The sequence below is a fragment of the Streptomyces sp. NBC_01460 genome, from assembly GCF_036227405.1.
Taxonomy (GTDB): Bacteria; Actinomycetota; Actinomycetes; order Streptomycetales; family Streptomycetaceae; genus Streptomyces.
The window spans coordinates 5,986,503-6,002,098 of sequence record NZ_CP109473.1 but is presented as its reverse complement, the minus strand read 5'-3'; the positions used below and the strand labels follow the sequence as shown (position 1 = coordinate 6,002,098).

Here is a 15,596-nt window from a genome sequence, read left to right as displayed (position 1 = left end):
CTCGTGACGAACGGGCCCGGGACGGGGGGTCAGCCCAGCTCCTTCTCGACCTCTCCGGCCACCTCCGCGGCGCGTTCCGGGGACAGCGGTGCGCCGTCGGCGTCCGTGACGTAGAACGCGTCGACGGCGTTCGCCCCGAGCGTGGAGACATGGGCGCTGCGGACGCGCACCGCGCGGTGTTCCAGCGCCCGTCCGATCCGGTGCAGCAGCCCCGGGGCGTCCTGGGCACGGACCTCGATCACCGTGGCCAGACGTGAGCCGGCGGCGGCCACGGTCACCGTGGGGGGCGGGGCCTTCACCCCGCGCCGCCGCGGATAGGCGGCCTCGCGTTCGGCGAGCCTGGCCCGGATGTCCAGGGAGCCGTCCAGGGCGCGTACGAGGTCGGCCCGCAGCCGGGTGGCCTGGGGAAGCGAGCCGTACTCGGCCGCGACCCGCCAGCTGAGCACCAGCAGCCCGGCCGTCTCGCCCAGTTCGGTGGGGAGCTCGACGGCGCGCAGGTCGGCGGCGCGCACGGTGAGGCGGTGCAGCGCGAGCACTCCGGCCGCCGCGGGCAGCACGCCCGGCCGGTCGGGCAGGGCGATGAGGAGCTCGACACCGACGGGCTCCGGTTCGCCGTCCTCGCGGGCGGGCTCGGGCCGGGTGTGCAGGGACAGGACGGGCTCGCCGGTGCGCAGGGCCTCGACGGCGAGGCGCTCCTGCTCGGCGCTGGGCGCGAGGGGCTCCGGTGCGGGGGGTTCCTCGCCGGCCAGGAGCGCGGCAACGCGTTTGACGAGGTCGGTGACGAGGGAGGCCCGCCAGGAGCTCCAGGCGGCGGGGCCGGTCGCCAGTGCGTCGGCCTCGGTGAGCGCGTGCAGGAGTTCCAGGGTGGAGGCGCTGCCCACGGCGGTGGCGACGGAACGGACGGTCGCGGGGTCGTCGAGGTCGCGCCGGGTGGCGGTCTCGACGAGCAGGAGGTGGTGGCGTACGAGCGTGGCGACGACGCCGACGTCCTGCTTGTCGAAGCCGATGCGGGCGGCCATGTCGCGGGCGATGACCTCGCCCGCGACGGAGTGGTCCCCCGGCCAGCCCTTGCCGATGTCGTGGAGCAGGGCGGCGATCAGGAGGAGGTCGGGGCGGCCGACGCGGCGCGTGAGGTGGGAGGCGCGGACGGCTGTCTCGACGAGGTGCCGGTCGACGGTCCAGGTGTGGACGGGGTTGCGCTGCGGCCGGCAGTGGACCCGTTCCCAGTCGGGCAGCAGGCGGGTGATGATGCCCTCCGCCTCGAGGGCTTCCCAGACGCCGACGGTGGACTCGCCCGCGCCGAGCAGGGTGACGAGCTCCTCGCGTGCCTGGGGAGGCCACGGCACGGGCAGCGGCTGGGCCGCCGTGGACAGGTGGCGTACGAGATGGCGGGAGAGCGGCAGCCCGGCCTCCGCCGCGGCGGCGGCGGCCCGGAGGGTGAGCACGGGGTCGCGTTCGGGGCGCGCGGTGCGCGCGAGGACGACTTCGCCGTCCGCCTCGACGACGCCCTCGGCGAGCGGGGTGCGTTCGGGTGCGGCCTTGGCACCGCCGCCGAGGATCGTCCGCAGCCGGGGCCGTGCGGAGCGGGCGCGCAGGACGCGATTGACCTCGCGCCAGGTCACATCGGTGGCGTAGGAGACGGTCCGGGCGGCCTCGTACACGTGGCGCAGCAGGGCGTCGGCGTCGAGGAGGCCGAGGGCCCCGGCGACCTGGTCCTGCTCCTGCAGGGCGAGGCGGTCGGTGGCCCGGCCGGTGGTGAGGTGGAGGGCGTCCCGGGCGTCGAGGAGGGTGCGGCGTGCCTCGGCGAGCCCTTCGCGGGGCGCGTCCGCGACCCAGGAGGCGGCGACGGCACGCAGCGCGGTGGCGTCGCGGAGGCCGCCGCGTGCCTCCTTCAGGTCGGGTTCCAGGAGGAACTGGAGCTCGCCCATGCGTTCGGCCCGCTCGCGGCAGAGCTCGTCCAGTGCGGGGAGGCGCTTCGGCGCCTGGTTGCGCCAGTCGGCGAGGATCGCGGTCCGCAGGCCGGAGACGAGGCCGAGGTCCCCGGCGACGGGGCGCGCGTCGAGCAGTCCGAGCTGGACCTTGAGGTCCTCCCCCGCGGTCCTGCGCGCTTCGCCGGGGGTGCGCACGGAGTGGTCGAGGGCGAGGCCGAGGTCCCAGACGGGGTACCAGATCCCGTCGGCGAGAGCGGCGACGGCTCCGGCGTCCGCGGTGCCGTCGTGGAGGAGCAGCAGGTCGAGGTCGCTGCGCGGGGAGAGCTCGCCGCGGCCGTATCCGCCGACGGCGACGAGGGCGGCGCCCCGGACACCCGCCCGCTCGGCGGCGGTGGTGAACAGGCCGGTGAGCCAGTCGTCGGTGAGCCGGGCCAGGGCAGCACGGCGCGGCGGCCCGGACTGCGCCTCCTCCTGGAGGAGGCGCAGCCGGGCCGCCGCATAGCCGCTGGGTCCCGAGTCCTCGGATTCGGTGGTCACTTCGGTGCTCGTCACCCAGTTGCCTTTCCGTTCACAGGGACCGTCGGTCAGAGTGCGTCCGGGCCGCGTTCACCCGTCCGTACGCGGATCGCGGTGTCGACCGGGACGCTCCAGACCTTGCCGTCACCGATCTTGCCCGTCCGGGCGGCCTTGACGACCACATCGATGAGCTGTTCGGCGTCCTCGTCCTCGACGAGCACCTCGATGCGGATCTTCGGCACGAGGTCGACGGTGTACTCGGCTCCACGGTAGACCTCGGTGTGCCCGCGCTGACGCCCGTACCCGCTGGCTTCCGTGACCGTGAGGCCCTGGACGCCGAAGGCCTGGAGGGCCTCCTTGATCTCGTCCAGCCTGTGCGGCTTCACGACTGCGGTGATGAGCTTCATGCGTCCACCTTCTTGTTCGTCGGGGCTGCCGTGGTGCCGGGGGCCGGCGGGGCGGTGCGGGTGGCCGCGCCGCCGCCGGCTCCGCTGAAGTCGTACGCCGTCTCGGCGTGCTCGACCTGGTCGATGCCGGAGACCTCGTCGTCCTCGCTGACCCGCATCCCGATCGCCTTGTCGACGAGGAAGGCCAGGACAGCGGAGACGACCAGGGAGTACGCCAGGACCGCGAAGACACCGACGGCCTGCTTGCCGAGCTGGTCGAGCCCGCCGCCGTAGAACAGGCCCTTGGCGTCGGACTGCACACCGCCGGTGGCGAAGAAGCCGATGAGGAGGGAGCCGAGGATGCCGCCGACGAGGTGGACGCCGACGACGTCCAGGGAGTCGTCGTAACCGAGCTTGTACTTGAGGCCGACGGCCATGGCGCACAGCACGCCGGCGATGACGCCGATGGCGATGGCGCCCAGCGGGCTGACCGCACCCCCGGCGGGGGTGATGGCGACGAGGCCCGCGACGGCGCCGGACGCGGCACCCAGCGTGGTGAAGGAGCCGTGGCGGATCTTCTCGTAGGCGAGCCAGCCGAGGACCGCCGCACCGGCCGCGACCTGCGTGTTGACGAACATGACGGCACCGACACCGTCGTCGTTGCCGAGCCACGAGCCGGCGTTGAAGCCGAACCAGCCGAACCACAGGAGGGCGGCGCCGAGCATGACGAGCGGCAGGCTGTGCGGCCGCATCGGGTCCTTCTTGAAGCCGACCCGCTTGCCGATGACGAGGATGACGCCGAGGGCCGCGGCACCGGCGTTGATGTGGACGGCCGTACCGCCGGCGAAGTCGATGACACCCAGCTCGAAGAGCCAGCCGCCGGCGCCCCAGACCCAGTGCGCGACGGGGAAGTAGACGACGGTGACCCAGAGGGTGATGAAGAGGGCCCAGGAGGTGAACTTGACCCGGTCGGCGAGGGCGCCGCTGATCAGGGCCGGGGTGAGGATGGCGAACATCAGCTGGAAGACGGCGAAGACGTACACCGGGATGGTGTAGCCGTCCCAGAGCTCCGTGACGCCGATCCCGCTGAGGCCGACGTAGTCCGAGCTCCAGCCGATGACGGAGCCGACGTCGGTGCCGAAGGCGAGACTGAATCCGTAGAGCACCCACAGGATCGTGACGATCCCGAGGCTGATGAAGCTCATCATCAGCATGTTCAGGGTGCTCTTGACGCGGACCATGCCTCCGTAGAAGAAGGCCAGACCCGGGGTCATGAGCATCACCAGCGCGGAGCAGATGAGCATGAACCCTGTGTTGGCGGCAGACAGCTGCGGGGCGTCTGCGGCAAGCGTCGTGATGCCTGGGGGCATCGGCGTCTCCTCGTCGTCGGTGCGGCCACGTGCGGGGGTGCGGGACCACGGTGAAAAGGTGCGGGCCGGTTATGCGCCATGAGATTCGCGCAGCGCGGTTTCCACGAATGCCGCACGATGTTTCACCACAGTGACGAAGGCGCGCCGCGTGTTACGGAGCGATGAACCACGGGTGTCGGACCCGCTGCGCTGCCTACCATGCTGCCTGCGCCGCATACGGTGCGGTTGAACGCCCGAACACGTGAACCGGCCACGACGGCGACCCGCTGACCTGGCAATGGGGGAGCCGAGTCGGGTGGTACGGGGCGGCCGTCGTGGCCGGTGGCTGTGGGGCCGGTCAGACCGCTTCCGCGGTCTCCGGGAGCTGCTCGGAGAGCAGGTCGGTGAGTTGCGCGACCTCGGGGATGTCACCGAAATCCCTGGCAGCGGTGTCGACGGTCTTGCGGAGCCTGGTGTTGACGCGCTCCGACCTGACCTTCTTGGCGATCTTCAGGGCGTGGGTGGCCAGGACGGTCGACTCCTCGGGCTCGCGCTTGAGGAGGTGCACCGTGGCCATGCCGATCAGATTGAGCGCGTAGGACCTCTGGTGCTCGTCGTCCTCGCCGAAGAGCTCGACGGCGCGGGCCATGACGGGCTCGGCGAGTGAGGCGTACGTGGGGCTGCGGCCGGCGACATAGGCGAGGTCACGGTAGGAATGGGCGTTCTCGCCGTGCAGCTCGGCGTCGGAGAAGAAGCGGATCCAGTCGGGCTCGGGCTCGTCGTCGAGGACGGCGTCGGCGAAGGTGTCCTCGGCCATCCGGACCGCTCGCTTGCACTTGCTCGGCTGGCCCATGTTGGCGTACGCGCGCGCCTCCATCGCATACAGCATGGCCTGGGTCCGCGCGGTGGCGCAGTCCCGGCTTCCGTACTGGGCGAGGTGGATGAGTTCGAGTGCGTCGTCGGGCCGGCCGAGGTGGATCATCTGGCGGCTCATGCTGGAGAGGATGTACGAGCCGAGCGGCTTGTCGCCGGCCTCCTTGGAGGCGTGCAGGGCGAGTACGAAGTACTTCTGGGCGGTGGGCTGGAGACCCACGTCGTAGCTCATCCAGCCCGCGAGCTCGGCCAGTTCGGCCGCGCAGCGGAACAGCCTCCTGGCGGTCGCGTGGGGCTGCGGCTCCTGCAGCAGGTCGGTGACCTCGTGGAGCTGGCCGACGACGGCCTTGCGGCGCAGTCCGCCGCCGCACTGGGCGTCCCACTGACGGAACATCGCCGTGGTGGATTCCAGCAGGTCCAGCTCGGGACCGGAGAGCCGCGACGGGCGGCTCTCCGCGCTCGGCAGCTCGGGTTCCGCCTGCCCCGTACGGGCGACGGGCACGAGCCAGCGCTGCATGGGCTCGATGAGGGTGGGGCCGGCGGCCAGGGCGAGGGAACTGCCGAGGAAGCCGCGCCGGGCGAGCATGAGGTCGCTGCGGGAGAACTCGCTGAGCAGGGCGACGGTCTGCGGACCCGCCCAGGGAAGGTCGACCCCCGCGACCGAGGGCGCCTGGTGGGCGGCGCGCAGTCCGAGGTCCTCGACCGGGACGACCGCGCCGAAGCGCTCGGAGAAGAGCTCGGAGAGGATCCGCGGGATCGGTTCGCGGGGCTGCTCGCCGTCGAGCCAGCGGCGCACCCGGGAGGTGTCGGTGCTGATGTGGTGGGCGCCCAGCTGCCGGGCCCGCCGGTTCACCTGGCGGGCGAGCTCACCCTTCGACCAGCCGCTCCGCACGAACCACGATCCCAATTGCCCGTTGGGGCGCTTCCCGGCATTCGTCTCGCCTGCGCCGCTGCCACTCACTGGAACGCCCCCATCCCGCTGAAACCTGTCGCGCGAACCTCTATCAGAATGCCGTGCCCTGGTGCCGCCCGTACCGGCGTTGCGCACCATCGAACAGAAAACCGGGTTGCCCGGGGCATACCCACCAGCGCGTGCAATTGCAGGTTCGAGTACCGACGGTAATCCTACGATCACTGCCGCCGCGAGGGTCGTTGCTGAAACGCCACCATTCGCCACCCCTTCGGGTGAACCCGTCCGGCGTGGTCCGCGATTCACTTGACGGGCCGCGTTCAGTAGCTGGCGGAGTGAAGCATTCAGGGGCGCGGGAGCCATGACACGCACCCCTGGAACGCCACCCCGCGCGCCGACGGATCGGCGGTGACGGAGGACGTCGAGGCCTCCGGGTCGTAACCACCGGTGAGTCGGACCCGTTGGAGGGGGCATGGGCTTCACGATCGGCGGCATCCGGGAGATGCGGTCCGGCACGCGGCGTCGCGGCCGCGGGACCGGCGCGACCGCGGTGGCCGAGTACACAGGACTCTGGGGCTGGGCGGTGGCTCCCGGCGCGCGTGCCTCGGCGGGCGCCTGCTCGTGCGGCGACACCGCGTGCGCGTCCCCCGGCGCGCACCCGCTGGACTTCGCCGGTGAGGTGCCGCCGGGCGCCACCCTGGGCGCCGCCGCGGATGCCTGGGCCGAGGTGCCGGGCGCCTCGGTACTGCTCCCCGTGGGCCGGACCTTCGACGTGCTCGACGTCCCCGAGGCAGCCGGCCGGCACGCCCTGGTGCGGATGGAGCGGATGGGGCTGCCGCTGGGGCCGGTGGCGGTGACCCCGGCCGGCCGCGCCCAGTTCTTCGTCGCCCCCGGGGCCGCCGCCGGACTGCCCGGGCTGCTCTACCGGATGGGCTGGGACGACGCGGATCTGGATCTGCGGGCGCTGGGCCCCGGTGCGTACGTCACCGCTCCCCCCTCGGACCTCGGGGGCCTCGGCCCGGTCCGCTGGCTGCGCGCCCCGGAGCCGGACACGGCCGCGGCTCCTCCGCAGGCACGGTTGTTACTGGGCACGCTCGCCTACATATGCCATCGCGCGTGAACGCGCCGAGGGCGGTGGACCCCTCCCGGGTCCACCGCCCTCGGCGCGTGCGTGGGGCTGCTCCGGTCAGTCGCCGATCAGGGCGTCGACGAAGGCGCCGGGCTCGAACGGGGCCAGGTCGTCCGGTCCCTCACCGAGGCCGATGAGCTTCACGGGCACGCCCAGCTCGCGCTGGACGGCGATGACGATGCCGCCCTTGGCGGTGCCGTCCAGCTTGGTGAGGACGATGCCGGTGATGTCGACCACCTCGGCGAAGACCCGCGCCTGGACGAGGCCGTTCTGCCCGGTCGTGGCGTCGAGGACGAGCAGGATCTCGTCGAGCGGACCGTGCTTCTCGACGACCCGCTTGACCTTGCCGAGCTCGTCCATCAGACCGGTCTTGGTGTGCAGCCGGCCCGCGGTGTCGATGAGCACCACGTCCGCGCCCTCGGCGATGCCCTCCTTCACCGCGTCGAAGGCGATCGACGCGGGGTCGCCGCCCTCGGGGCCGCGCACGGTACGGGCGCCGACGCGCTCGCCCCAGGTCTGGAGCTGATCGGCTGCGGCGGCGCGGAAGGTGTCCGCCGCGCCGAGCACGACGCTGCGGCCGTCGGCGACGAGCACCCGCGCGAGCTTCCCCGTCGTGGTGGTCTTGCCGGTGCCGTTGACCCCGACGACCATGACGACGCCGGGCGTCCCGTCGCCGCCCTCAGTCTTCACCGCACGGTCGAAGTCGGGGCCGAGCAGGGTGACGAGCTCTTCGCGCAACAGGGTGCGCAGCTCGTCGGGCGTACGGGTGCCGAGGACACGGACGCGCTCGCGGAGCCGCTCCACCAGCTCCTGGGTGGGGGCGACGCCGACATCGGCGGTGAGGAGGGTGTCCTCGATCTCCTCCCAGGTGTCCTCGTCGAGGTTGTCGCGGGACAGGAGCGTGAGCAGCCCCTTGCCCAGGGAGTTCTGCGAACGGGCGAGCCGGGCGCGGAGCCGCACGAGGCGGCCCGCGGTGGGCTCGGGGACTTCGAGCTCGGGGGTCTCCGGCTCGATGACGACCGGGGCCTCCCCGACGGGAGTCCCGTCGCCGGGGAGACCGACCTCCTCGACGGTGCGCCGCGCTTCGTCGCGCGGCGTCTCGGCCTCCTCGCCGACATGGGGCTCGGCGGGAGGAGTGAGGGTCGGCGTGCTCGACGGCGCCGAGGGCGGCAGCTGCTTCTTCTTGCGGCTGCTGACCACGAGCCCGCTGATCAGGCCGACCGCGACCAGGGCGATGACTACAGCAAGGATGACGATTTCGGCGATTTCCATAACCCGTCCAGTATCGGCCACGGCCGTGGCCCGGGCACGGTTCCGGACGACCGCGGTGACGGACCGCATGGCCCGTATGCCACGTTTGGGCGTAAAGGTACGCTCCTGTCCGTGGAGAACCGTGGCCTGGATCCCGTCCCCGACGACGAGCGCACCGGCCGGGTCCGTGCCCTCTTCCCCACCTGGGTGACGGCCAACATGACGGTGCTGCTGCTCACCGTGGGAGCCGGTCTCACCGTCTTCGACGGGCTCAACCTCTGGCAGGTCCTCGTCGTGGCGGCCACGGCCCCGGTCCTCTCCTTCGGGCTGGTCGGCCTCGTGTCGATCGCGGGCAAGCGGGGCGGGGCTCCCGGCATGGCGCTGTCCCGAGCCGTTTTCGGACAGCGCGGGAACCTCTTCCCCGGAGCGCTGCTCTGGGTGGCCCGCTGGGGCTGGGAGACCGCCAACGCGGTCACCGGCTCCTTGGCCCTGCTGGCCGTGCTCGACCTGCTGTTCGACGTCCGGCGCACCCACACCCTGGTCCTGGTGACCCTGACGGCCTTCGTCGCAGCGAGCTTCCTGGTGTCCGGGCTCGGCATCACGGCGCTGCGGGTGTCCTCCCGGACCTCCGCCTGGCTCTTCGGGGGCGCGAGCCTGCTCGTCCTGGTCCATCTGATCGGTGCGACGCCGTGGCGGACCGTCCTCGACCGCCCTCCGGGACCGGCGGGGATGGTGATCGCGGGGATCGGCACGCTGGCTGCCGGGGGCATCAGCTGGGTGCCCTCCGCTCCGGACTTCACCCGCTACCTGCCACGCTCCGCGTCCGCCCGGGCGATGGTGGGCGTGACCGTGGGAGGGGCGCTGGTCACCGTTCTGCCGATGGTGATGATCGGGGCGGTGATGGCGGTGGGCTCGCCGGATCTGGCCGTCACGAAGGACCCCGTGGCGTTCATCGGCGACCTGCTGCCGAAGTGGATCTCGGTTCCCTACCTGCTGACCGCAGTCGTCGGCATGGTGCTGATCAACGCGCTGTCGATGTACTCCGCCGGCTTCACCGCGCAGACGCTCGGATTCGATCTCCCGCGCCCCTGGGCCGTGGGCGTGAACGCGGCGATCAGCCTGCTGCTCGGCGGAACGCTGATGATGGTGGCGACGAGCCTCATCCACACCTTCTTCTCGTTCCTGACCCTGCTCGGCGTGACGTTCTCCGCCTGGATCGGGGTCTTCGGCGTGGATCTGCTGCGCGGCCGCACGTACGACCCGGCGGCACTCATGGACACCACCCCCCGCAGCGGCTACTGGTACACCGCGGGATTCAGTCCGCAGGCCATGGGCGCCTGGGGCGCGGGGCTGGTGGTGGGGCTGCTGTTCACCGACGTGGAGTGGTTCACCGGCCCGCTCGCCGCCACCTGGATCGGGCGCGACGGCCTGGGATGGGCGGCGACGATCCTCGTCGCGGCGGGTGTGTCCGCCCTGCTGCCCCGTCCGGCGGACGGGACGGGCGGTGCACCGGTCCGGTTCTGACACCGGTTCCGGCCGGTGCCGACGGACCTCCTCACGGCAGAACGCTGCCCCGGGCCGGCGTGGGCCGGACCGGGGCAGCGGGTCGAAGAGAGGGGCAGCGGGGATCAGCCCATCTCCTCCAGCGCCTTGCCCTTGGTCTCCTTCACGAACTTGATCACGAAGGGGATGGAGAGCACGGCGAAGCAGGTGTAGATGATGTAGGTGGCCGACAGGTTCCAGTCGGCCAGACTCGGGAAGCTCGCGGTGATCGCCCAGTTGGCGATCCACTGCGCCGACGCGGCGACACCGAGGGCGGCGGCGCGGATGCGGTTCGGGAACATCTCGCCGAGGAAGACCCAGACGACGACACCCCACGACAGCGCAAAGAAGAGCACGAAGACGTGGGCGGCGATCAGAGCGACCGTTCCCTGTGTCGTCGGGAGCTTGCCGTCCACGAGGTCCGCGGAGAAGGCCCAGGCCTCGAACGCCAGGGCGACGGCCATGCCGATGGATCCGACGAGCGCGAGCGGCCTGCGGCCCACCCGGTCGACCAGGATCATGGCGATCACGGTGCCGATGATGTTGATGATCGACGTGGTGAACGAGTAGAAGAACGAGTCGGTCGGGTCGATACCGACGGACTGCCACAGCGTCGCCGAGTAGTAGAACGCGACGTTGATGCCGACGAGCTGCTGGAAGACCGACAGCCCGATACCGACCCAGACGATCGGCAGGAAGCCGAAGCGGCTGCCGAGCAGGTCGCTGAACTTCGACTTGTGCTCCCGGCGCATGGCCGTCTCGATCTCGTCCACACGTGCGTCGAGGTCGACGTTCTTGCCCTCGACCTCCTCGAGGATCTTCCGTGCCCGGTCCCTCTTGCCGACGGAGATCAGGAAGCGCGGCGACTCGGGGATCGCGAAGGACAGCAGCCCGTAGAGGATGGCCGGCACGACCATCACGCCGAGCATCCACTGCCAGGCCTCGAGGCCGCCGATCTCACCGCGCTGGTCGCCGTCCGCGATCTGCAGGATGCCGTAGTTGACCAGCTGCGAGATGGCGATACCGATGACGATGGCGGCCTGCTGGAAGGAGCCGAGACGCCCGCGGTAGGCGGGCGGCGAGACCTCGGCGATGTAGGCGGGGCCGATCACCGACGCCATACCGATCGCGAAACCGCCGATGATCCGCCACATGGCGAGGTCCCAGAGGGCGAACGGCAGCGCGGACCCGACGGCGCTGATGGTGAACAGCACCGACGCGATCTGCATGCAGCGGATACGGCCGATCCGGTCGGCGATGCGTCCCGCCGTCGCCGCGCCGATCGCACAGCCGATCAGCGCGATGGCGATCACCTGGGCGAGTGTCCCGGACCCGATGTCGTAGCGGTCACGGATGGCTTCGACGGCTCCGTTGATGACGGAACTGTCGTAGCCGAAGAGGAAACCGCCCATCGCAGCGGCTGCCGTGATGAAGATGACATGGCCGAGATGGTCCGGGTGGGCCTCCCGGGCTCCGGACTCCGGTCCGCGCGCTCTGCTGGTCACATGAACTCCTGGTACCTGGCCGCAACGTCAGGTGTGGGGGGTGAGCCCTCCTAGTGGCGCACACCTTTCGGTCGACCACCACTTGAAGGTAAAAACAACATTGCTGAGGTTATGCGTTCAAGTTTCGAAGTCAAGACTCCGTCACACTCCTGGCGTTCTTCACAAGTACCCAGGAGCACCCAAAAGGTGCGTTGAAGTATTGAAGATTGAGTAAAGACGGAGTGATGGCCCGTCAGTCCGTATGCCCCGGTTGTCAGCGAAGACGCTGACTGATCACCTTGGACACTCCGTCGCCCTGCATCGAGACGCCGTACAGCGCGTCGGCGACCTCCATCGTCCGCTTCTGGTGCGTGATCACGATGAGCTGGGAGCTCTCCTGGAGCTCCTCCATGATCCGGATCAGACGCTGCAGATTCGTGTCGTCGAGCGCCGCCTCGACCTCGTCCATGACGTAGAACGGGCTCGGCCTGGCCTTGAAGATGGAGACCAGGAGGGCAACGGCCGTAAGGGATCGCTCGCCCCCGGACAGCAGCGAGAGCCGCTTGACCTTCTTGCCCGGCGGCCTCGCCTCGACGTCGAGACCGGTCGTCAGCATGTTGTCCGGGTCGGTGAGGACGAGGCGGCCCTCGCCGCCCGGGAAGAGCCGGGAGAAGACACCCTCGAACTCCCGTGCCGTGTCCCGGAAGGCCTCCGTGAACACCTGCTCGACCCGCTCGTCGACCTCCTTGATCACCTGCATCAGATCGGCCCGCGTCTTCTTCAGGTCCTCCAGCTGCTCGGAGAGGAACTTGTGCCGTTCCTCGAGCGCCGAGAACTCCTCGAGGGCGAGAGGATTCACCTTCCCGAGTTGCTGATACGCCCGTTCGGCCGCCTTCAGCCGCTTCTCCTGCTCGGCCCTGACGAACGGCATCGGCCGGTTGCGTGGATCCTCCGGATCGGAGGGAAGCTCCTCGCCCTCCGCGGCGGGGGACGGCGGCACCGGCTGGTCCGGCCCGTACTCGGCGGCCAGACCGGCCGGCTCGACGCCGAACTCCTCCAGCGCCTTGGCCTCCACCTGCTCCATGCGCAGCCGCTTCTCGGCCCCGAGCACCTCACCCCGGTGCACCGAGTCGGTGAGCCGGTCGAGCTCGCTCTTGAGGTCCCGGCCGCGGCCCCGCTCGGTGGCCAGGCCCCGCTCGCGCTCGGCCTTCGCCGCCTCGGCCCTCCTCCGCTCCTCCTCCGCGCGGACGACCGAGACCTCCACGTGGCCGAGCAGCTGCCTGGCGCCCGACGCGACGGCGGTGGCGACGGCGGCCTCATGGCGCAGCCGGGCCCGGCGCTGCTCGGCTCGGGCACGGGCCTCGCGCTCGGCACGGGCCCCGCGGTCGAGGGCGTCGGCCCGCCCGGCGAGCGCCTTCACCCGCTCCTCATGGGTGCGGGCCTGGAGGCGGGCCTCCATCTCGGTCTGCCGCGCGTTCGCGCCGTCGGCGGCGAGCCGGTCGCGTACGGAGGTGTCGGGCTCCTCCTCGACCGGGGTCTCCTCGGCCACCAGCAGCCGTTCCGCCAGCTCCTCCGCCTCCGCGGTGGCACGCTCCAGCGCCTCCTGCGCCCGGACGGCGGAGGCGGTCGTCCGCTCGGCCTCCCCCGCGGCGCCACGGGCCTGCCCGGCCAGCCGCCCGAGCTGCTGCGCCACCCCCGACTTCTCCCGCTCGGCGGCCCGGCGCCGCTCCCCGAGCTCCTCCGTCAGCGACGAGGCCGCCCCGCGCCGGGCAGCCGCGGCGCGCTGGGCGGAGGCGAGCTCCTCGCAGCGCACGGCGAGCTCGGCCAGCTCGGCGGCGGCCTCGTCGACGGAGGCCTGCACCTCCAGCAGGCTGGGGGCACCGGCGGATCCGCCGTGCGCGAAGTGGGTGCCCAGCACATCTCCCTCGGCGGTGACGGCGGTCAGCCCGGGGTGGGCCGCGACGAGCTCCTCGGCGTCCTCCAGGGTGCCGACGACCACCATGTCGCGCACCAGCCGCCCCACGGCGGCCATCAGCTCGGCGGGCCCCCGGAGCAGTCCGGCGACGGCGGGCGCGGCGCACTCCCCGGTGGCGACGGCGCGGCGCGCCGGCTCGGAGGCGGCCTGGGGCTGCTCCGCACCGGCCACCGCCTGCCCGGAGACGGCGGGGGACAAAGGCCCGGACGCCTGCCCGGAGACCGCGGAGGACGCAGGCCCGGACGCCTGCCCGGGTACGTGGCCGGCCGGCCCGGCGGAAGGCTCCGTACCCTGCGCGGGTACCTGCCCCGCCCCCGCTCCGCCGGTCACCAGCGCCGCGCGTCCCGCGTCCTGCTTGCGCAGCAGGCGGATCGCGTCGGCCGCCGTGGCCGGGTCCGTCACCGCGATCGCGTCGGCGGCGGCGCCCAGCGCCGCCGCGACGGCGATCTCGTGCCCCGGAGCGACGGTGAGCAGCTCCGCGACCGGTCCGAGCAGTCCCGCGAGCCGGTCCCCCGCACCGAGCAGCACGCCGGTGCCGTCCTTGCGCCGCAGCCCCAGGGACAGTGCCTCGTGCCGGGCCGAGACCGCGGCGCGGCTGCGTTCCGCCGAGGTGACCGCCTCGCGCGCCGTGCTCAGGTCCGACTCCGCCGCGGCGAGTTCCCGCTTGGCGGCCTCGTGCCGCTCCGCCAGTTCGGCGTCGCCGGCGTCCAGGCCGTCGACCTCCGCCTTGAGCTGCTCGTACTCCTCCTGGGCCGCGACCGCCCGCTCCCGCGCCTCGTCCCGCGACGCGGCCAGCCGGTCGATCTCGGCCTGGGCCGAACCCGCCCGGCTCCGGGCGGCGTTGACCTGCCCGTGGAGCCGTGCGAGGCCCTCACGCCGGTCGGCGATGGCGCGGGCCGCGTCCCGGAGCCTGCGCTCCTCCGCCGCCAACTCCCTCTCCAGTTCGGACCGGTGCGCGGTGGTGTCCTCCAGGGCGTGCTCCGCCGCTTCGAGGGCCGCCTCCAGCTCCGCCTCCTGCTCGCGGATCCGGGCGGCCTCGCGCTCCATGTCCTCGGGGTCGCGCCCCCGTCGCTCCTCGTCCGGTGCCGAGGTGGCGCTCTTCACCCGCGCGTCGGCCAGCGAGATGGTGCCCCGGACGCGCTCGGCGAGCTGCGAGAGCTCGTACCAGGTCTGCTGGGCCCGCTGCAGCCGTGGCGCGAGCCGGCGTACCTCGTCCTCCAGGTCCGCCTCGCGGGCGAGCGCCGCCTTGAGCTCGGCCTCGGCCTTCTCCCTGCGCTGCTTGAGAGCTGCCTCGTCGGCGATCTCCCCGCGCAGTGCTTCCCTCAGCCGCACCAGGTCGTCGGCGAGGAGCCGCAGCCGGGCGTCCCGGAGGTCGGCCTGGATGACGGCGGCCCGGCGGGCGACGGCCGCCTGTCTGCCCAGCGGTTTGAGCTGGCGCCGCAGCTCGTCGGTGAGGTCCTGGACACGGGCGAGGTTGGCGCCCATCGCCTCCAGCTTCCGCAGCGCCTTCTCCTTGCGCTTGCGGTGCTTGAGCACGCCCGCCGCCTCCTCGATGAAGGCGCGGCGTCCCGTCGGGTCCGCGTGCAGGACCGAGTCCAGCCGGCCCTGGCCGACGATGACATGCATTTCGCGGCCGATACCGGAATCCGAGAGGAGATCCTGGATGTCGAGCAAGCGGCAGGTGTCGCCATTGATCTGGTATTCGCTGCCGCCGTTGCGGAACATGATCCGGGTGATCGTCACTTCGGCGTACTCGATGGGCAGCGCGCCATCGGAATTGTCGATGGTCAGCGACACTTCCGCACGGCCCAGGGGCGGCCTTCCCGTGGTGCCGGCGAAGATCACGTCTTCCATCTTGCCGCCGCGCAGGGATTTCGCCCCCTGCTCTCCCATCACCCAGGAGAGCGCGTCCACCACATTGGATTTGCCCGACCCGTTGGGTCCGACGACACACGTGATCCCCGGTTCGAACCGCAGGGTCGTGGCGGAGGCGAACGATTTGAAACCACGGAGGGTCAGAGCCTTGAGGTGCACGCCGCCGGACTCTACCTTTCACTCCCGGTTTCACTGATGAAGGTGCAGGGCACATCAGACGGTAAGCGAAGAGCGACAGGCCGGTGACGGCCCCGGGGGGAAAGAAAGAAGGGACGCCGGAGCGTCCCTTGTGAATCGTGCGCGGTGCTGCGCGTGCAGCCGTCCGAGCACAGTCGTGCGTGACGGATCGCGGGCGGGCCGGATCATGAGGAGTTC

At 71.8% G+C, this 15,596-nt stretch carries 9 protein-coding genes; 2 read left to right on the top strand and 7 right to left on the bottom strand.

The annotated features are described in order from the left end of the window. Positions 1-29: 29 nt before the first annotated feature. The 4 genes from OG488_RS27235 to nsdA form a co-directional block, all read right to left on the bottom strand. A complete protein-coding gene (locus OG488_RS27235) occupies positions 30-2,483 on the bottom strand; it encodes a [protein-PII] uridylyltransferase (protein WP_329233327.1) in 2,454 nt (817 codons plus the stop codon). A 32-nt stretch (positions 2,484-2,515) separates the two neighbouring features. Beyond that, the gene (locus OG488_RS27230; protein ID WP_033304048.1) at positions 2,516-2,854 is read right to left on the bottom strand and encodes a P-II family nitrogen regulator; all 339 of its coding nucleotides are present in this window, start codon (positions 2,852-2,854) and stop codon (positions 2,516-2,518) included. Continuing rightward, positions 2,851-4,203 (bottom strand): ammonium transporter, encoded by a 1,353-nt coding sequence (locus tag OG488_RS27225; protein ID WP_329233325.1) that lies wholly within the window; start codon positions 4,201-4,203, stop codon positions 2,851-2,853. Before OG488_RS27225 ends, OG488_RS27230 begins: the two co-directional genes overlap by 4 nt. Before the next feature lie 337 nt (positions 4,204-4,540). Next, entirely contained in the window at positions 4,541-6,016 is a 1,476-nt protein-coding gene (nsdA, locus tag OG488_RS27220) for a transcriptional repressor NsdA (protein WP_329233324.1), read from the bottom strand. A 421-nt stretch (positions 6,017-6,437) separates the two neighbouring features. Between nsdA and OG488_RS27215 the strand changes: the two genes are divergently transcribed. Next, positions 6,438-7,085: a bifunctional DNA primase/polymerase gene (locus tag OG488_RS27215; RefSeq protein ID WP_329233323.1), complete on the top strand. Its 648-nt coding sequence runs from the start codon at positions 6,438-6,440 to the stop codon at positions 7,083-7,085. Positions 7,086-7,151: 66 nt separating this feature from the next. On the opposite strand, the gene ftsY is transcribed toward OG488_RS27215, so the two are convergent. Further along, entirely contained in the window at positions 7,152-8,366 is a 1,215-nt protein-coding gene (gene ftsY, locus OG488_RS27210; protein ID WP_329233321.1) for a signal recognition particle-docking protein FtsY, read from the bottom strand. A 111-nt stretch (positions 8,367-8,477) separates the two neighbouring features. Between ftsY and OG488_RS27205 the strand changes: the two genes are divergently transcribed. Continuing rightward, a complete protein-coding gene (locus OG488_RS27205) occupies positions 8,478-9,869 on the top strand; it encodes a purine-cytosine permease family protein (RefSeq protein ID WP_329233319.1) in 1,392 nt (463 codons plus the stop codon). 104 nt (positions 9,870-9,973) lie between these two features. On the opposite strand, the gene OG488_RS27200 is transcribed toward OG488_RS27205, so the two are convergent. Then, positions 9,974-11,392, bottom strand: coding sequence for a sugar porter family MFS transporter (locus OG488_RS27200; RefSeq protein ID WP_329233317.1), 1,419 nt, complete (start codon positions 11,390-11,392; stop codon positions 9,974-9,976). Between the two features lie 253 nt (positions 11,393-11,645). Continuing rightward, the gene (locus OG488_RS27195; RefSeq protein ID WP_329233315.1) at positions 11,646-15,380 is read right to left on the bottom strand and encodes a chromosome segregation SMC family protein; all 3,735 of its coding nucleotides are present in this window, start codon (positions 15,378-15,380) and stop codon (positions 11,646-11,648) included. Positions 15,381-15,596: the final 216 nt, after the last annotated feature.